The organism is Blautia sp. AF32-4BH (assembly GCF_003460565.1).
GTDB classification, from domain to species: Bacteria; Bacillota; Clostridia; order Lachnospirales; family Lachnospiraceae; genus Fusicatenibacter; species Fusicatenibacter saccharivorans.
Genome location: NZ_QTVL01000003.1, coordinates 232088 through 249717, shown reverse-complemented (window position 1 = coordinate 249717; position 17630 = coordinate 232088). Strand labels below are relative to the sequence as shown.

Sequence of the window (17630 nt, the reverse complement as noted above, 5' to 3'; positions counted from 1 at the left end):
TTTGAACTGCTTCATCTGTTATATTGCCAATCGTTTCAACATAATATCCTCTAGCCCAAAACGCTTTATCCCATTTACTTTGCAACTCAGGATGCCTGTCATAAATCATTAATGTGCTTTTTCCTTTCAGATACCCCATAAAATCTGATACTCTGAGTTTTGGTGGAATTGCTACGCTTAAATGTACATGATCTATACATACCGCTCCTGCAATTATCTCTACATTTTTATACTGGCATAAAGTTGCTATTATCTCTCGGACATCTCTGCGTATTCTCCCATACAATACCTTCTTTCGGTATTTTAGGAATAAACACAATGTGATACTGGCATTTCCAACGAGTATGTGATAAACTTTTATTGTCCATTTGGACCGCCTCCTTTGATTTTGAGTTTGGCTTGCGACACCATTCTCATTCTATCACAGGAGGCTTTATTTTGTTATCCTCACCACTTCCGACTACTCTATTCTCCCCAGCATAGCTGGGGGATTAGACTTTTCATTCAATTCATTCAGTTTTGCCAACGCTCTTGGCTCACTAAAATCTAAGTAGTTCGTTGTAAGAATTTGCCCCGGGATTCTCTTTCGCTCGAGTTCTTTTAACGTCTGCAGGAGGGGCGTAATTCCTCCCATTGTGATAAATGCCACACTAATCTGGAATTGTTCACAGCGAAGTAGCTCTTCTTCAATAGAAGAAATAACTTTTTTACCCTCTTCTGGATTGTTTGATATAAAACTCGGTTTATATTCCAGATTTGAAGCAAGATTTCCATTGATATAGGCTGCTTCCAACCCTTGATTTATGTTTTGTATTATTTCTTCTTTCACCGTTTCATCCTCTCTGTTCTAACTTTAAATTGTAACGTATTTGACTTTACAATTCAAATTTTTTCATCATTTTCCAGTTTTTACCATGCTTTATAACGTCTCCTGATACGCCCGATCAATCAGCTTCTTTGCCTTCTGAAAGTCTTCTGCCGTCTTGATTGACACTTCCAGCTCCCCCGTTCCGTAATGTCCAATCCCGCGGGTATCTCTTGTGAATCCTTCTTCCAGTTCAACAGTGTCCGGGTCGAGTTTCATTCGGAGCAGGATCTGTTTGTTATAAATTTCAATGCAGAAAATGTTCTGCACTTTCTTATAGGCCAAATACAGCTTCAATTGGTTTGGAACAAGATCGTCTCCTAGCGATTCGATGTAGTCACAAAGCGCCGTATATAATGTTTTGAAATGGCTGCTTGCTGATGACAGCTTCTCTAAATGTGTTTTCTGTGTGTATGTACTACTTGTTGTTGAAATGGTTGATGTTTCCGTTACTGGCTTTGCCACCGGTGTGTTCAGATGTTCAAACAGCAACAGATCTTCCCCATATTTCCGATATTTCACCAACTTGATATTCCTCTGCATCTGATTCACTGCATGCACGTCGTATTTCGTAAAATCACTTGCAATACAAATCACACAAGGCACCGACCAATCAATCTGGTCTGCTACTTCCATACCCAGTTTTTCAATCACAAGCAGTTTGAAATCCGCTTTGTGATCCAAAAGCCAATCCAGATAGAATAATCCCTGATTAATTACGTTCTCGCTCGAGCTTCTCTTATACTCAAAAATCACTGGGCTATTATTTTCATCAATTCCGATGCTGTCCATTCTTCCGGATGTGATCATATATTCACTTTTCAGAAAACGAACGCCGAAAAATGTCTCCATGTTCTGCTCTATCGTTGTTTGCAGTTGTTTCTCCAATACTACCGTGGAAGAGGTGCGCTCTTTCACAACCGTTCCGACCTCAAAAAGTTTTATTTCCGACACTGCAGTTTCTCCTTCCCTGTCGCAAGATATATGTTCATTATATCGTACCTTCTTACAAAATACTATTGTAAAACATTCTTTCCGCAGGCATTCCCATCAAAAAAGGCCGCAGCTCCGCAAAGCTGTGACCTTTTCCCAATATTACCAATATGCTATTTCCGATACACCGTCTTCCCCCGTGCAACGACTTCCTGAATCTCCAGTCCCTGATCCAGTACGCAAAGATCTGCATCAAACCCTTCCTGGATTTTTCCTTTTCCTTTCAGTGACAGGATCTCTGCCGGGTTTGCCGTAATCGTCGAAATTGCGGTTTCCAGCGGAATTCCCGCTTTCTCCACGCATTCTTTTACTTCTTTCAGCAAACAGCTCGACTGGCCCATGCCCATCCGCAGGAATTCTCCCTTCTCATTAAAGATCGGCAGACTGCCCTGACCGTCGGATGAGATGGTGATGTGTTTCGGATTCACGCCTGCATCCAGCATGCGGCGGATTCCTTTGCACACGCGGACTTCATCACAGACAGTTTCCCAGTAATCGATCTCTTCATTTCCGGTGAAATCGACCGCACCGCCCTTTACGGCGTATTCAATTGCCTTCTGGAACAGCTTCTCATTCCGGTTGACATGGGTCGGGAGGAACTGGCTGGCCGGGATTTCGGTTTCGCTGATGACGCGTTCGATCAGCTCCATACATCTTGCACCGTCGCCAAGGTGGACATTGATCACTCCCGCTTTCCCGGAAAGAACACCGCCGAGGCGCGTGTCTGCTGCCAGTCGGGCGAATTCTTCGAAGGTCGGCTGTGAGGATCGGTGGTCCGAGATGGCGATTTCGCCGGTTCCGATGATTTCTTCGATCATCATGATATCTTTCGTAATTCCATCCGTCAGTGTACGCACCGGAACCTGATAGCTGCCGGTGTAGCACCAGGCGGACATGCCCTGCTCCCGGAGGCCTTTTGTTTTTGCCACGAGCGCGCACATGTCACGGCCAATGCCGTCAGTTCCGAGGCAGCCGACAACGGTTGTCACACCGAACTTGTTCAGGCCTTCCATCGTCGCCTCCGGGGTGCGGTTGGCAAAGCCGCCCTCGCCGCCTCCGCCGAGCACGTGAACATGGCAGTCGACAAAGCCAGGTGTCAGGACAAGTCCGGTTCCGTCTACGGTCTCCGCGCCAAAGAGCAGGCCGTCTGCCGTTATCGTGCCGGCATCTGCGATCTTGACAATTTTATCATACACAGTAAGAACGTCTTTTCTTCCGAGGTATTCCGGCGCATAGACGTCTATGTTCTGAAATAATATCATTTTCTCTCACTCCTCTTAAAATCCAATGGCAACCGCAATCAGAATCGTAATGACTGCTCCAATCATCAGTATCCCTAAGAATTTCCACATGAATTTGATCCAGTTCGACCACTCGATTTTTGCAATCGCCAGGGAGCCGATCAGGCAGCCGGAGGTCGGGACGATCAGGTTTGTGAAAGCATCACCGAGCTGGAACGCAAGGACGGATGTCTGGCGGGATACGCCGAGAAGGTCCGCGAGCGGTGCCATGATCGGCATGGTGATCGCCGCCTGGCCGGAGCCGGACACGACGAAAAAGTTGAAGACCGACTGGAACACGTACATCAGCACGGCTGCGGCTGCACCGGAAAGACCGGCCAGTGCCTGTGAGATGCCGTACATAATGGTGTTGATAACGGTCGGTGTGGTCGGATCGGAACCGCCGAGCACCTGCATGATGCCCTGTGCCATCGCAACAACGAGTGCTGCGCCGATCAGGTCTTTTGCGCCGTCTTTGAAGGAAACGGCAATGTCGTTCACTTTCATGTCATTCAGATGGAAAATGACACCGATCACACCTGCCACAATTCCCATGATGAAGAACTGGGTTGCGATTTCGGCCATGTAATAACCTTTTGCCATAACGCCCCAGATAACCCAGACAACGGTAACAGCCAGTGTCACCAGAACTAGGATATGGCCGATGCCGAAGGAATGGCCCTCGTCGATGCCTGTTTTTTCGTTCTGATCACGGAAATACTGGTCACTTTCGTAAGCAACGGAGATTTCCGGGGTCTTTTTTACTTTTGCTGCATAGAACATGGTCATGCCGCAGCCAAGAGCGGTGAACACCACCCACATCACCATACGGAAACCTGCGCCGGAGAAGACGTCAACGCCGGCGATTCCCTGTGCGATTCCGACAGAGAACGGGTTCATCCAGGAGGATCCGAAGCCGATCTGTGTTGCGACGTACGTGACAAGCACGGCAATGACCGTGTCGTATCCGACAGCGACGAACAGCGGGCAGAGGATCATGGTGAACGGAAGGGCCTCTTCTCCCATTCCGAACACGGCTCCGCCGAGGGAAAACAGGACGAAAAGGACCGGGATCAGCAGTTTTTCGGCTCCTTTTGCTTTACGGATCAGGCCGATCAGACCGGCTTCAACGGCTCCGGTGCGGATCATGATGCCGAAAGCACCGCCGACTACCATCAGAAATGCGATGATTTCGATAGCGGAGCTGCTGATAATTCCGTTATACATGTAATTGAAAAATCCGGTTCCGCCGTCGCCGCTGAACAGTGCAACGCCTTCTGTGACCGGTTTTCCGGCAGCATCGGTCAGATACTGGAAGCTTCCGTCTTTGATGACGGTACGGGTCTTTTCTACCCCGTTCATCAGGTACGTGACATCCTCCGTCTCGTAATAGCCTTTCGGGACGAGGAAGGTCATGACGGCCGCGATAACCACCACAAAAAAGATGATAATGTAGGTATCCGGCACGTTAAATCCCCTGTTGAATGATTTCAGGCCTTCGCCTTTCTTTTTGCTCATATTTTGAGATTTCCTCCATTTGATATTCTATTCTCGTTTTTAACGCGCTTGGATTAGTGTACCATAGATCATAGAGGAAAGTCACTGAAAAAATCAAAAAAGTGACAGAAAAATTTTCCATTCGGATTTTTCTGCCGGCTGTGTGCAATGTCATGCATAACATGATTGTATAGAAAGGTAAACAATTCCTTTTAAGGTTTCCTGCTTCCCGTCTCTTATGCTATACTTGAAAGGTTCTTGCTTCCGGCGCTTCATCTGCCGGTTTTTGACATGAAACTGATTCAGTCGGCGATTCCAAATGCGTTTACGATCGCGGTGCTTGCGGCGATTGAGTCGCTTCTCTCCTGTGTTGTTGCGGACGGCATGATCAACAGCAAGCATCGTTCGGATACAGAGCTGATTGCACAGGGTGCCGGAAATATTGCTTCTGCGCTTTTCGGCGGTATTCCGGCTACGGGAGTGATTGCCAGAACGGCGGCAAATATCAAAAACGGCGGACGCACGCCGACAGCTGGGTCTATGTGGACGATGATTCCCCGGCGGTGGATGAACATCTGCAGAAGCTGCCGCTGGAAGTCCGTGTATACGAGATCACAGGACCGCTCTTCTTTGGCGCGGCGGATGCGATTGAGCACATCGTGGTAAAGGATTTCACAAAATGTCTCGTTCTCCGGATGCGGAGCGTACCGGCGATCGACAGTACAGCCATGAATGCACTACAGAATCTGACGAAGCTCTGCGAATCGAAAGGGATCACCCTCGTCTTCTCTCATGTGAATGAGCAGCCGATGAAGGTGATGAAAAAATCCGGCTTTGTGGATCTTGTCGGGGAAGAAAATTTCTGTTCGAATATTTCGGATGCGTTAAAGCATGCGGAGGAGCTGATTTCGAGATAATGTGAAACTGCAGCTGCCGCAGCATCTGGTCTGTATCACCTGTGATCCTTTCTCCTTTATGCCGAATAGCTTCTACACATAAAAAAGGCCGCCGTGCTGAGTACTGACCTATGCTTTTCCGTTGATCACGCAGTTAATCTTTTTCTCATCGTAAAACATCAGTATCAGTCCGCCTGCGCCGCAGAATACAGCTGCACCGAATGCGGCAATCCGGTAGCCGGTTCCAGTTCCCGCTCCGATGGTGGAGACTGCGGTAAAAATCAGCATGGAAAGGCTCTGGCCCAGCTTGAAAGCGAAGGTCCGGGCTGCGTAGAACATTCCCTCTCGGCTGCTTCCTGAGGTAACTGCATCGCTCTGTGCGATATCCGCGACAACTGCCTGCGGCAGAATACCGAAAATCGCCATGGGAAGTGCTGCCACGACTGTCAGAATCAGACCCTGTACGGTTTCCGGGATGAATGGGATGTTTCCCATAAAACCTGTGTAAAAATATGCAAGGCTGAAAACAGCAAATGCAAACAGAATCATCTTTTTCTTGCCCAGTTTCGGTGTCAGCTTGTTGACCGGAACGTAAAAGACAAGCGACAGTGCGGTCATTCCCACAAAATACAGTGTTGTCATTGTCTCCGGGAGTTTCAGCAGACTGGTAACGAAAAACGGAAGGCCCGTCTGGAACATGGTGAGGGCGATCCAGTAAAAGATATCAGATCCTACAAATTTCCGGAATTCTCCATTCCGAAAGGTTGCTGTAAGGGAACGAAAAGCCGAATCCTTCGAGGGAACGGTATCTACGTAATCTTTTTCCCGGATGCAGAATACCGGCACAAGCATGCATACGAATGCTGCCGCTGCCATGGCTGTGAAAGTGATCCTGATTGCATTTACTCTTCCGAAGGAAGGAATCAGCGTACCCCAGATCGCCGGTGCCAGATAGGCCACAGCGGTTCCTGCAATAAAGGTGAAAGAAATGATGGTGGATATATTCAGGCGTTCCTGCTGTGTATGGCCCAGTTCCGGAATCAGGGCATTGTACGGAGTACAGTATGCCGTGATCGAAAGGTAATATGCCAGAATCATACCAAACAAGAATGCCGCATTGATCCAGCTGTTTTCATTCACCGGTGACCAGAACACCAGCACGGTGGAAAGTGCCAGCGGCAGGGACGCGCCTTTTAAGAACGGGATCCGCCGTCCGTTTTTTGAAGTGCACCGATCTGACCAGGACGCAATCATCGGATCAGTGAATGCATCAAAAATTCTTCCGAAGGCTGTGATCCCTCCAATGATGGTAAAAACCCCGAAAATCACCAGACCCTGCGGTATGAATACCGTCTGTCCCTGGCTGATTGCGGTTTCATCCGGCTGATAAAAGTACACCAGCCAGTTCGATATGATACCAGACAGCAGCGCCCATCCAAACTGGCCTGCTGCGAACTGCCATATCTTTACCGTTGTTAATTTTTTCATTTTGCTTCCCCCTGTTTTGTCTTCTCCTGTTTTTATACCGTCCAAATTTTTACATTTTTTCCAGAAAAGGCGATTCCAAGTTTGATGACTTCCGTAACCCCTTCCTGCAGCAATCTCCCGGTTGGGGATAGATACCTCGCACAGATGATTATCAGCTTTCCAAGGTTCGCAGAATTTCTTCCACTCACCAGGGGAAATCAACTATGCTGATTTCTCAGCTCGCAGCTTTCCGCATCATTTTTCATCTCTGCCTTCGCTTTTCTCGCAATCCCCTGTGTGCCGTTCAGGATGCTCGCGCGGGTGACTTTGTCGTTGCCGTATTTCTGGCGGATCGCGTCGAGGGCGGCATCGAGTTTACGGCTTTTCTCCTTCTTTTCGGGATCTTCGAAGAGGGAGAGCTGTTCGAAATCGTCTTCGGTAAGACCGGTCACGGCGACGCCGATCAGGCGGAGGGGCTCGCCTTTCCAGGATTCGCGGAAGAGCTGTTTGGCGCAGCGGTAGATTTCATCTGTCACATCTGTCGCATTGGGGAGTTTGGTCTGGTGTGAACGGTTTCGAAACTCGAGAGTGCGAAACGTTACGGAAACGGAGGTGCATTTTTTCTTTTTCCGACGCATGCGGGCGGCTACGATGTCGCACTGGGCGAGAAGGATCGGATTCACCTGTTCGATGGAGATGATGTCCTCGTTGAAGGTCGTCTCGGCGCTGAAGCCTTTGGCCTCATCGGGCTGCGCTTTTACAGGGGAATCATCGATGCCGCGGGCGTACTGGTAGAGCTGATGGCCGTTTTTCTTGCCGATCAGCGTCTGGATATCCGCTTCGCGCGCATGCGCCAAGTCTCCGATTGTGCGGATTCCGGCCTCGATCAGTTTCTTTTCGGATGCTTTTCCGAGGAACAACAGCTCGCGTACCGGAAGCGGCCACATTTTTTCGGGGATTTCTTCTGGGAACAGAGTGTGTACTTTGTTTGGTTTTTCGAAATCAGATGCCATTTTGGCCAGGAGTTTATTTGTGGAGATTCCAATATTGACGGTAAATCCAAGCTCCTCGTAAATCCGGTCCTTGATTTCGTGCGCCGCCGCAATCGGGTCCGGATACAGAAGGGAAGTTCCCGTCATATCGAGGAATACCTCATCGATCGAAAAGGATTCCATGACCGGGGTGTAGGCGGCGCAGATTTTCTTGAAGGCACGGGAACACCTGACGTAGAGGTCGAAATCACTCGGGACAATGACCATGTTCGGACATTTCCGCAGTGCCATTGCCACAGGTTCACCGGTCTGGACACCGCATTTTTTCGCCGGGATCGACTTTGCCACAACGATTCCTGTCCGCTTCGTCGGATCGCCGCCGATACAGGCAGGAATGTCCCGCAGATCCGGCAGTCCCTCTTTGATCCGCCGCACCGACTCCCAGGATAAAAAGGCGCTGTTGACATCTACGTGAAAAATCAGGCGTTCTGTTGTCGCCTTCGTTTGTTCTTCTCTCATTTTTTTAACCCTCTTTCAAATTCTGCTGCTCTCTATGCAAAAAACAGCAGACCTGCTTTTGCCAGAAAGAAAAGAAGAAGGATCTGCGCCGCCAGCATCAGCGGGACTCCAATCGTGAATTTCTTTTTTCTTGTCTTGTGATGAAACAGGTGCATGCCCAGCAAGGCTCCCACCGAGCCGCCGGCTGCCGCAAGTCCAAGCAAGGTGGAAACGCGGATTCTCCATTTTCCCCGCACCGCACTTCGTTTGTCGATTCCATAGACTGCTATGGTAATGATATTAATACAAATCAGGTAACTCCACAATACTGTCTGTAAGATCGAATGTTCCATTTTTTACGCACCAGCCTTTCTTTTTTCAAAAAAGGCAGCGTTTTTCTGCGCTGCCTTTTTCAAACTCTTTTCAAAATTACTTTTTCTCCAGAAATATTTTTCTGGTCACAAAATTGTATACCATAACAATCGCCGTCGCGAATACTTTCGCGATTGTGTAGATCAGGTTATGGCCTATGTTCTGCTGCAGTGCAACATTACCGCCGTAGATCGGGCCTACGACGATCCAGATCAGGAAACTGTTGAGCAGCATGCCGATCAGGGAAAGGACGACAAAGGTGATGAACTCGACTTTTTTGTTCATTTCTTCTTTCCGCTCAAAGACAAATTTGAAGCTTAAAATGTAATTTGCAATGACCGATACGGTAAATCCGGCAACGGAACCGATGAGGGATGCCGCTTCAAAGTAAGAGCTGGAAGTCAGCGCCATCACAAGATTCAGGACAATAAGACCGGTCACGTAGTCGATGCCGAAGCTGATAACGCCGACGATACCGAATTTCACAATCTGTGCAAATAATTTCTTCATGTTTTTCCTCTTGTTTCTTCTATTATTTTCGAGTCAACGACTCTATGAGAATACCATATCACGGCAGTTTTTTCAAGTTTCCGTATTGTTTTTCCTCACGTCAAAAACGCCGGATTTCACATACAAACATGAAATCCGGCGTCTTTGAATTTCTCTAAATCTCCCGTTTCTCCATAAATCTTACACTGATCCCATACGAAATCAGCACAACTGCGATGCTTACCGCAAAAATTCCCGCCTGTCCAGGAACGTTTCCCGTGATGGTGCCAAGCAGCTCCGCGATCGTAAACTGCCCGTTGAAGCCCGACTCTGCCAGCGATACACCGATTTTCTGCAGGTCCTGCAGTGTGATCTCTGTGATCGGTTTTCCAAAGAGTTCGATCGTTCCGCTCTCCGCTTTTACAAGGCCGAGCATCAGGCGGATCGCCGTGCTCTTTCCTGCTCCGTTTTTTCCGATAAGTCCGGTGATTCTTCCCTCCGGAACTTCGGTCCGTTTTGAGCCCGGTGAAGAAAAAGAGGTGAAAAAGCTCGATTTTGACCAGCGGATTTCCGCATCCATCCACAACCATCATCACTGATGCGGTTTTTGTCCGTACCTTCGGAAGAATGGGCCGACCTCTTTTCGCGGGCAGGCTCATTCCGTATCTTATGATTTTCAGGAGACTTTTTATGTCCGAACTTAATTTTTATCTTCTTCAGATCAACGATGCTTTATTTCCAATCGGTACGTATTCACACTCGCAGGGACTCGAGACGTAAATCTCTTTCTCTCACGATCGGAGCACGCAGATACCCTTCTGGATGAAATCCGGGAATTTCTTGCCTCCGATCCGAAAATTGACGGCGGCGCAACTATACTTTCCTGCGGTGATCTTGCAGTTCGTATTTTCGGTCTACGCGCGCAAAGGCTGCAGCAAATGGCGGAAAAAATAAAGTCTGCATATGACAAATTTTTATAACTGTCTATTCAAGTCGTTCACTTTTCCCTTCGTCAAATTTCGCAGAAAAAATGTCAAAATAAGGATATGACAACCTCTTCAGAATGTGATAAAATAACTTTCGTTTTAAGCGAAGATAAAACTTATTTTACCATCATTTCGAGGAGGTTTTCTCATGGAAAAAGACATGACAAAGGGAAGTCCGCTTCCGGTCATTCTGCAGTTTACGCTGCCGCTGATTATCGGAAATATTTTCCAGCAGCTCTACAACATGGCAGACACGATTATCGTTGGCCGATATGTCGGAGCGGATGCACTGGCTGCAGTTGGTTCTACGGGAACGATTATGTTCCTGGTGCTTGGATTTGCGCAGGGCATCACAGCAGGCTTTACGGTTCTGACATCGCAACGGTTCGGTGCAAAGGATACGCGCGGAGTAAAGCGAAGTGTGGCAAACGGCATTCTACTGGCTCTCCTTTTCACAGTTGTCCTGACATTCTTCAGCATGATCTCCATGCGGCCATTGCTGCATCTCATGAACACACCGGAAAATATTTTTCAGGACGCTTATACCTATATTATGATTATCTGCGGTGGCCTGATCGCTACGATTTTTTACAATCTGCTTTCCTCCTATCTGCGTGCAGTAGGAAACAGCCAGACTCCGCTGATGTTCCTGATTTTTTCGGCTGTATTAAATGTTCTTCTGGATCTGCTTCTCATCATTCGTTTTAAAATGGGCGTTGCGGGAGCCGGATATGCAACCGTTTTCTCCCAGGGAATTTCTGCTGTGCTCTGTCTTTTTTATATTTATCGCTCCATGCCGGATATGTGGCCGGAAAAACACCACTGGAAGCTTCATGCGGCAGATTCCCGCCATCAGCTCTCGATGGGCATTCCGATGGCACTCCAGTTTGCCATCACCGCATCCGGTACAATGATTATGCAGGCTGCCATTAACCTGTTCGGCTCGGAGGCAGTTGCCGCTTTTACGGCGGCCTGTAAGCTGCAGAATCTGGTCACACAGGGCTTTTCCGCAATGGGACAGACGATGGCAACCTACAGCGGGCAAAATTTCGGAAAGGGCGATATTCCACGGATTAAAAAGGGAGTTCGCGCTGCACTTCTGACTTCCATCACATATTCGATCGCAGCCGCTGTTCTCGTCTTCCTTCTTCTGAAGCCATGTCTTTCCCTCTTCTTCTCGGGTGATGTCGATATGGCCGCCATGATGCCATGGGCAAAGACTTATTCCTATATGTGTGCTCTTTTTTATGTACCGCTCTGCACCATCTTTATTTTCCGAAATGCAATGCAGGGTTGCGGCTACGGCTTTCTACCTATGATGGGCGGTGTTTCTGAACTCTTTGCGCGCCTTATTGTAGCTGTGATTGCCATAAAAGTCATCAGCTATCCGCTCGCCTGCTTCTGTGACCCGGCAGCCTGGGTGACGGCAGCTGTCTTTACCGGTGTTTCGTATCTGTTTGTCATGAAGGATATCGACAAAAAGTATAATTCAAAGATACCGACGGCTCCGATCAGCTGACATTTTTCATACCAAACGCAAAACTGCGCGGAATGCACGATTCTGAAATGCATTCCACGCAGTTTTTTGTATTTACAGGATTACAGATTCAGTTTTGCTTTCTGCAGACTTACACAGGAACGATGATATGTGAGTGTCATCGTCAGATAAATGACGCCCACGACAATGACTGCGAGAATACCGGTATGGAACACCAGATGCAGGATCATCGTCGCACACAGCAGGATCTGAATCATCTTGCCCAGCGCCATATAGGCCTTATAGGCACTCTGATATACCATCTCTTTTTCTGCCTCATCGCAACTTGCCATCCAGTCTTTCTGGAAGTTTTTTGAGTTCATATCGCCTCTCTTCTCCGGGTGAGCTGCCTGAACCATTTTTACATAACGCATCTGATAATAGCCATAGAGAAAGAAGTTGATACAAAACAGAGCACAGGTTGCCAGGAATCCGGCGAGCTCTTTTCCCGATGCTTCTTCCAGCCAAGAACGGGAAAAGGTAAATGTCAGCACGATGATATCGCAGACCTGCGAAATCACATTGCAGTTCATCAGCATCGCGCCGTATTTCTCTTCTTCATAGCTTAAGACTTCGTACTGTTCATCCTCTGCTTCTTCGAGATGCTTCATCGTATCCTTTAATTTCCGGCTGTAAAATTCCATCAGGACAATGCTTACAACGAAAATTACCGCAATGATCGGCAGTGCCAGCGGGCGGACCAGATCGCTCAGATCACTCATGCCATTTTTCACACCGAACGTCATAAAAATTCCGACAAAAAAACCGCAGACTCCGCCGATTCCCAGATAAATCAGCATCCGCTTCGTCAGCTTTCCGTAGGAATTTGGTTTGTTCCCCTGTTTTTCTTTCATGGTTCATCCTCCTCATATTGAAAAATATCTTCTACTTTTACTTCACAGATTTTTGCAAGTTTTAATGCCAGTGTCACCGACGGTGAATAGTCTCCCCGCTCAATCAGGCTGATGGTCTGTCTCGATACTCCCGCCATTTTTCCAAGGTCGGTTTGGTTGATGCCAAGCTTCGAACGGTACTCTTTTAACTGATTGTACAGCGGCATCGCAGTATCTCCTTTCACTTTATTTTTAGATGAGCTCTCTATTTGACAACTTTTCTTGTCATCTACTACTCTACTATTGACAACTTTATTTGTCAATAGTTTTGACAAGTTTTTTTGTCATTGTCAAGCAGATATTCGCAATGGAAGCAGGGGACTTACTTGATTCGGTTAAACTCCCGGTTGATTTGTAGGCCGAAATGTACTAAACTAGAGATATCTATTTTCGTAACTATTCAAGCCGCAGAAAGGACAGAATCTATGGAACAGAAAGACAGCCGGTTTGCCGTATTGATCGATGCGGACAATGTTTCCCCGAAATACATCAAATATATCCTGGACGAGGTTTCCGACCAGGGTGTTGCCACGTACAAACGGATCTACGGGGACTGGACCGATATCTCGAAAAAGAGCTGGAAAGAGCAGCTTTTGCGCTACTCGATCAATCCGATCCAGCAGTACAGCAATACGAACGGAAAAAATTCAACTGACTCCGCGATGATCATCGATGCCATGGACATCCTCTACTCCGGAAATGTGGAGGGCTTCTGCCTGGTTTCTTCGGACTCTGATTTTACCAAGCTGGCGCAGCGTCTGCGTGAATCCGGCATGTTTGTGCTCGGCATGGGCGAGCAGAAAACCCCTTCTTCCTTCCGCGTTGCGTGCGATGCCTTTAAAATTCTCGAAATCATTTCCCAGAACGAGGACGATATCTCCCCTGCGATTACCGCTGTCTCGGAAAATCCGGCGCGCTACGGCACTTCTCAGGACGAACCCCCTTCCATTACAAGCAAGGCAGAAATCGAGCGGACGGTTTCCCGTGTACTGACAGAGAACAATGATCACGGAAAAAATACGACACTTAGTGAGATCGGCAGTATCCTGCAGAAGAAATTCTCAGAGTTTGACGTTCGAAATTACGGTTATTCCAAACTTTCCACGTTTCTAGAAAGCATGAACGATATCGAAGTGCTGAAAACCGGTCATAATTACCTCGTAAAGGAACGCCAGAACACCGTATCGCGCCAGCAGATTGAAAAATGTATCACGGATCTGATCTGCTCCAACGGAGGCCATATCGACAACCTCAGCATTATTCACGATGCCCTGCGGAACCGTTTCCCGGGCTTCGATGTGAAGCAGTATGGATATAGCAGGATTTCAAGTTTTATCAACAGTTTCAAAAAATTCAAAATCACAAACAATACGGTACAGATGAAACAATAGCATTTAAAACATAAACCAGATTCGCCGGATCCGGATCGTGCTTGATATACCATGTACATGTTTGGTGTGCCCGCAACAAAAAGCCCCCGGAAATGTCAGATTTTCTGACACCCGGAGGCTCTTTTTATTTCGTCTGTTGTTATCTTTTTCCTGTACTTCCAATTCCGCCGCGGTCCTCGCCGTTTAAGTGGTCAACTTCTTCAAAGCCGATGGTCGGCTGGTGTTTCTCGATGCGGAACTGGCAGATGCGGTCATTCACATGAATCACGGTGTCGCGCAGGGCATACGCCGGCATGTAGAACCAGTCGTTCGGTCCGCAGTAGCTCTCATCGATGATACCGCAGTGGTTCGTCTGGATAATACCGAAGTTCTTGAAGGTGCTGCTTCTCGGCACAATATGCGCCTCGTAGCCCTCCGGCAGCTGCATGGCAACGCCGAGGTGGATCAGCTTGAATTCTCCGGCCTTTAACTCTACTTCTTCTGCCGCGCGCAGGTCGATCCAGTCGGACTTTCCGTCGATATAGCGCAGGCGCTCAATTTCATCGTTTAAATACTGAATTTTAATGGTTTCCATAAAGCGTCTCCTTTTCTTTTTGCGTGACTACTTTTCGCCGAACAGTACGACTTCGCCGCGTGCTCTCGTCTTTTTCACATCAATGACTCTCTGATTCGGGCTGCCCTTCCATTCCAAGGTAACGTCCCTCTGGGCAAGAATAAAGCGGCCGTCCACAACCACGTCCGTGTAATCCATCAGTTCCAGATCACAGACGGATTCCCACTCATATCCGGTGTAAACCCAGATATCTTTTTTCGGATATCTTTCCTTGATCTCTTTTGCCAGAGCCGTCACATCCGCCCGGTTTGCCTCATGCAGCGGATCTCCGCCGGAAAAGGTGATGCCGGAAATGTAGTCCTTGTCCAGCTGTTCAAAAATTTCTGCCTTTGCCGCGTCATCAAACGGGATGCCGCCATTTGGATCCCAGGTAATCGGATTCTGACATCCCTTGCAGTGATGACCGCATCCGGCGACCCAGAGCACGACGCGCAGGCCGTCTCCGTTCAGCATATCGTCTTTCGTTATATTATGGTATCTCATAGCTTTCACTCCTATTGGACATAAGAAAACACAGAAAAACGAACCGTTTTGCAGATCCCTTTTTCTGTGTTCCCCGCTCTTTATCGTCTGGCAGATCTATTTATTTCGCGTCTGCCGGAACATCCTTGATACTGAAGCTTACACGGCCCATCTTATCTTTGCCCATGCAGACTACTTTTACAACATCGCCAAGGCTGACAACGTCTTCTACTTTCTCAACACGCTGTTTGGCGAGCTTGGAGATGTGTACCAGACCTTCTTTTCCAGGTGCGAACTCAAGGAAAGCACCGAAGTCTTTGATGCTGACAACTTTTCCGGTCAGGATCTGTCCCTCGGTAAAGTCGCTTGCGATGATCTCGATATATTTCTTTGCCTGATCCATCATAGCCTGCTCGGTTCCGCAGATGGAAACTGCACCGTCATCTGTGATGTCGATCTTTACGCCGGTCTCATCGATGATGGCGTTGATGGTCTTTCCTCTCTGGCCGACAACTTCACCGATCTTCTGCGGGTCGATCATCATCTGGATGATCTTCGGAGCGAACTCGCCGACCGTCTTACGCGGCTCTGCGATCGCTTTCTCCATAACCTCGGTCAGGATGTACTCTCTTGCCTGTTTCGTTCTGGCAATCGCCTCTTCTACGATCTGACGGGTCAGTCCATGGATCTTGATATCCATCTGGATTGCAGTGATTCCGTCGTGGGTACCAGCTACCTTAAAGTCCATGTCGCCGAAGAAGTCTTCGAGACCCTGGATATCGGTCAGTACGAGGTAATCATCATCGGTCTCGCCTGTTACCAGACCGCAGGAGATACCTGCAACCGGTTTTTTGATCGGTACACCGGCAGCCATCAGAGACATGGTGGATGCACAGATACTTGCCTGGGAAGTAGAACCGTTGGACTCGAAGGTCTCGGATACGGTACGGATTGCGTACGGGAACTCTTCCTCGGTCGGAAGTACCGGAACCAGGGCACGTTCTGCCAGAGCACCATGGCCGATCTCACGGCGTCCCGGTCCGCGGGACGGTTTTGTCTCACCTACAGAGTAGGACGGGAAGTTGTACTGATGCATGTAACGTTTGGAGGTCTCGAACTCATCCAGTCCGTCCAGTTTCTGTGCTTCGGAAAGCGGAGCCAGTGTTGTTACGTTGCAGATCTGAGTCTGTCCACGGGTGAACATAGCGGAACCATGAACACGCGGGATAATGTCAACCTCTGCTGCCAGAGGACGGATTTCTGTGATCGCACGGCCGTCCGGACGTTTGTGGTCTTTTAAGATCATCTTACGAACAGTCTTTTTCTGATACTGGTAAACAGCCTCGCCTAATACTGCCAGCCACTCTTCGTTGTCGGCAAATGCCTCCTCGAGTTTCTCGGTGATGACACGGATGTTTTCTTCTCTTGTCTGTTTGTCATCGCTGAAAACAGCCTCTTCCATCTCGGCCGGAGGAACGATCTCTTTGATCGCTGCAAACAGCTCTTCCGGAATAGCGCAGCTCTCATAAGCGTGTTTCGGTTTTCCAACCTCTGCTACGATGCTGTCGATGAATTTGATGATTTCCTGGTTTACTTCGTGTGCTTTGTAGATGGCGTCGATCATTTTTGCTTCCGGAATCTCTTTTGCTCCGGCTTCGATCATGATGACTTTCTCTCTGGTGGAAGCTACGGTCAGTTTCAGGTCGGATACTGCTTTCTGTGCGAGAGTCGGGTTTACGATGAACTCGCCGTCGATCATACCGATCTGAGTCATGGCACACGGACCGTCAAACGGGATGTCGGAAATGCAGGTTGCGATTGCGGAACCCAGCATTGCGACTACTTCCGGATCACACTCCGGATCTACGGACATTACCATGTTGTTTAAGGTAACATCGTTGCGGTAATCTTTTGGGAACAGCGGACGCATCGGACGGTCAATGACACGGCTGGTCAGAATTGCGTGCTCGCTTGCTTTTCCTTCTCTTTTGTTGAATCCGCCCGGGATTTTTCCAACGGCGTACATCTTCTCTTCGTACTCAACGCTTAATGGGAAGAAGTCGATGCCATCACGCGGTTTCTCAGATGCGGTTGCTGTAGAAAGAACTACAGTATCGCCATAATGCATAAATGCTGCGCCGTTTGCCTGTTTTGCTACACGGCCTACGTCTACGGTCAGGGTTCTGCCTGCCAGTTCCATAGAAAAACTCTTGTACATAAATAATCTCCTTTTTTTCTTCTGAGCAGAATTTCCGAAACAACTGAAAAGCACACCGGAATACGGACAAGATGCAGCTTTCAATGTGTTTTTCAGTGGTCTCGGATAAAATTCCTGCGCCCAGAATGGCTCCATGTCGTTTGCTGTCTTTGATCTTACAAGCAAAGAAACGGGCGGAAAA

General features: G+C 48.2%; 15 protein-coding genes and 3 pseudogenes. 3 read left to right on the top strand and 15 right to left on the bottom strand.

Annotated elements, in window-relative coordinates:
• From tnpA to yfcC, 5 genes and pseudogenes are all read right to left on the bottom strand, one after another.
• A pseudogene (tnpA, locus tag DWZ44_RS05830) lies at positions 1-368 on the bottom strand (IS200/IS605 family transposase); the annotation flags it as partial.
• A gap of 146 nt (positions 369-514) precedes the next feature.
• A pseudogene (locus tag DWZ44_RS05825) lies at positions 515-829 on the bottom strand (hypothetical protein); the annotation flags it as partial.
• A gap of 90 nt (positions 830-919) precedes the next feature.
• Positions 920-1819: an endonuclease NucS domain-containing protein gene (locus DWZ44_RS05820; RefSeq protein ID WP_117760905.1), complete on the bottom strand. Its 900-nt coding sequence runs from the start codon at positions 1817-1819 to the stop codon at positions 920-922.
• A 152-nt stretch (positions 1820-1971) separates the two neighbouring features.
• Positions 1972-3120 (bottom strand): beta-aspartyl-peptidase, encoded by a 1149-nt coding sequence (gene iadA, locus DWZ44_RS05815; RefSeq protein ID WP_117760903.1) that lies wholly within the window; start codon positions 3118-3120, stop codon positions 1972-1974.
• Between the two features lie 15 nt (positions 3121-3135).
• Positions 3136-4656, bottom strand: a complete 1521-nt coding sequence (gene yfcC, locus DWZ44_RS05810; RefSeq protein WP_022462924.1) for a putative basic amino acid antiporter YfcC — start codon at positions 4654-4656, stop codon at positions 3136-3138.
• Positions 4657-4896: 240 nt separating this feature from the next.
• On the opposite strand from yfcC, the pseudogene DWZ44_RS19480 reads away from it, so the two are divergent.
• Positions 4897-5552: pseudogene (locus DWZ44_RS19480) on the top strand (SulP family inorganic anion transporter); the annotation flags it as partial.
• A 108-nt stretch (positions 5553-5660) separates the two neighbouring features.
• Here DWZ44_RS19480 and DWZ44_RS05800 read toward each other — a convergent pair.
• From DWZ44_RS05800 to DWZ44_RS05780, 5 genes are all read right to left on the bottom strand, one after another.
• Positions 5661-7019 (bottom strand): MFS transporter, encoded by a 1359-nt coding sequence (locus DWZ44_RS05800; protein ID WP_117760901.1) that lies wholly within the window; start codon positions 7017-7019, stop codon positions 5661-5663.
• Positions 7020-7216: 197 nt separating this feature from the next.
• A complete protein-coding gene (locus tag DWZ44_RS05795; RefSeq protein ID WP_117760899.1) occupies positions 7217-8509 on the bottom strand; it encodes a DNA polymerase Y family protein in 1293 nt (430 codons plus the stop codon).
• Between the two features lie 32 nt (positions 8510-8541).
• Complete coding sequence (locus tag DWZ44_RS05790) at positions 8542-8841, bottom strand: DUF1294 domain-containing protein (RefSeq protein ID WP_055228600.1); 300 nt, start codon at positions 8839-8841, stop codon at positions 8542-8544.
• A 76-nt stretch (positions 8842-8917) separates the two neighbouring features.
• Entirely contained in the window at positions 8918-9370 is a 453-nt protein-coding gene (locus tag DWZ44_RS05785) for a GtrA family protein (protein ID WP_117509180.1), read from the bottom strand.
• Positions 9371-9524: 154 nt separating this feature from the next.
• Positions 9525-9929 carry an ATP-binding cassette domain-containing protein gene (locus DWZ44_RS05780; RefSeq protein WP_117760897.1) on the bottom strand — a complete coding sequence of 135 codons (405 nt, stop codon included), beginning with the start codon at positions 9927-9929 and terminating at the stop codon, positions 9525-9527.
• A 554-nt stretch (positions 9930-10483) separates the two neighbouring features.
• Between DWZ44_RS05780 and DWZ44_RS05765 the strand changes: the two genes are divergently transcribed.
• Positions 10484-11854, top strand: coding sequence for an MATE family efflux transporter (locus tag DWZ44_RS05765; RefSeq protein WP_117760895.1), 1371 nt, complete (start codon positions 10484-10486; stop codon positions 11852-11854).
• 80 nt (positions 11855-11934) lie between these two features.
• Here DWZ44_RS05765 and DWZ44_RS05760 read toward each other — a convergent pair whose 3' ends face one another.
• Positions 11935-12726, bottom strand: a complete 792-nt coding sequence (locus DWZ44_RS05760) for a DUF3169 family protein (protein ID WP_117509183.1) — start codon at positions 12724-12726, stop codon at positions 11935-11937.
• Positions 12723-12932 (bottom strand): helix-turn-helix transcriptional regulator, encoded by a 210-nt coding sequence (locus DWZ44_RS05755; protein ID WP_055228608.1) that lies wholly within the window; start codon positions 12930-12932, stop codon positions 12723-12725. The genes DWZ44_RS05760 and DWZ44_RS05755 overlap by 4 nt, the downstream gene beginning before the upstream one ends.
• 258 nt (positions 12933-13190) lie before the next feature.
• Between DWZ44_RS05755 and DWZ44_RS05750 the strand changes: the two genes are divergently transcribed.
• Complete coding sequence (locus tag DWZ44_RS05750) at positions 13191-14156, top strand: NYN domain-containing protein (RefSeq protein ID WP_022462939.1); 966 nt, start codon at positions 13191-13193, stop codon at positions 14154-14156.
• 139 nt (positions 14157-14295) lie between these two features.
• Here the strand turns inward: DWZ44_RS05750 and DWZ44_RS05745 are convergent, their stop codons facing one another.
• The 3 genes from DWZ44_RS05745 to DWZ44_RS05735 all read right to left on the bottom strand — a co-directional run bounded on the left by DWZ44_RS05745 (position 14296) and on the right by DWZ44_RS05735 (position 17449).
• A complete protein-coding gene (locus DWZ44_RS05745; RefSeq protein WP_022462938.1) occupies positions 14296-14730 on the bottom strand; it encodes a dUTP diphosphatase in 435 nt (144 codons plus the stop codon).
• 27 nt (positions 14731-14757) lie between these two features.
• Positions 14758-15252 carry an anaerobic ribonucleoside-triphosphate reductase activating protein gene (nrdG, locus tag DWZ44_RS05740; protein ID WP_022462937.1) on the bottom strand — a complete coding sequence of 165 codons (495 nt, stop codon included), beginning with the start codon at positions 15250-15252 and terminating at the stop codon, positions 14758-14760.
• A gap of 100 nt (positions 15253-15352) precedes the next feature.
• Positions 15353-17449: a polyribonucleotide nucleotidyltransferase gene (locus DWZ44_RS05735; protein ID WP_022462936.1), complete on the bottom strand. Its 2097-nt coding sequence runs from the start codon at positions 17447-17449 to the stop codon at positions 15353-15355.
• Positions 17450-17630: the final 181 nt, after the last annotated feature.

Bases quoted from the DNA above. Each gene is read 5' to 3' on its own strand.
- iadA (WP_117760903.1), bottom strand. From the start codon at position 3,120: ATGATATTATTTCAGAACATAGACGTCTATGCGCCGGAATACCTCGGA.
- yfcC (WP_022462924.1), bottom strand. From the start codon at position 4,656: ATGAGCAAAAAGAAAGGCGAAGGCCTGAAATCATTCAACAGGGGATTT.
- DWZ44_RS05800 (WP_117760901.1), bottom strand. From the start codon at position 7,019: ATGAAAAAATTAACAACGGTAAAGATATGGCAGTTCGCAGCAGGCCAG.
- DWZ44_RS05795 (WP_117760899.1), bottom strand. From the start codon at position 8,509: ATGAGAGAAGAACAAACGAAGGCGACAACAGAACGCCTGATTTTTCAC.
- DWZ44_RS05790 (WP_055228600.1), bottom strand. From the start codon at position 8,841: ATGGAACATTCGATCTTACAGACAGTATTGTGGAGTTACCTGATTTGT.
- DWZ44_RS05785 (WP_117509180.1), bottom strand. From the start codon at position 9,370: ATGAAGAAATTATTTGCACAGATTGTGAAATTCGGTATCGTCGGCGTT.
- DWZ44_RS05780 (WP_117760897.1), bottom strand. From the start codon at position 9,929: ATGGATGCGGAAATCCGCTGGTCAAAATCGAGCTTTTTCACCTCTTTT.
- DWZ44_RS05765 (WP_117760895.1), top strand. From the start codon at position 10,484: ATGGAAAAAGACATGACAAAGGGAAGTCCGCTTCCGGTCATTCTGCAG.
- DWZ44_RS05760 (WP_117509183.1), bottom strand. From the start codon at position 12,726: ATGAAAGAAAAACAGGGGAACAAACCAAATTCCTACGGAAAGCTGACG.
- DWZ44_RS05755 (WP_055228608.1), bottom strand. From the start codon at position 12,932: ATGCCGCTGTACAATCAGTTAAAAGAGTACCGTTCGAAGCTTGGCATC.
- DWZ44_RS05750 (WP_022462939.1), top strand. From the start codon at position 13,191: ATGGAACAGAAAGACAGCCGGTTTGCCGTATTGATCGATGCGGACAAT.
- DWZ44_RS05745 (WP_022462938.1), bottom strand. From the start codon at position 14,730: ATGGAAACCATTAAAATTCAGTATTTAAACGATGAAATTGAGCGCCTG.
- nrdG (WP_022462937.1), bottom strand. From the start codon at position 15,252: ATGAGATACCATAATATAACGAAAGACGATATGCTGAACGGAGACGGC.
- DWZ44_RS05735 (WP_022462936.1), bottom strand. From the start codon at position 17,449: ATGTACAAGAGTTTTTCTATGGAACTGGCAGGCAGAACCCTGACCGTA.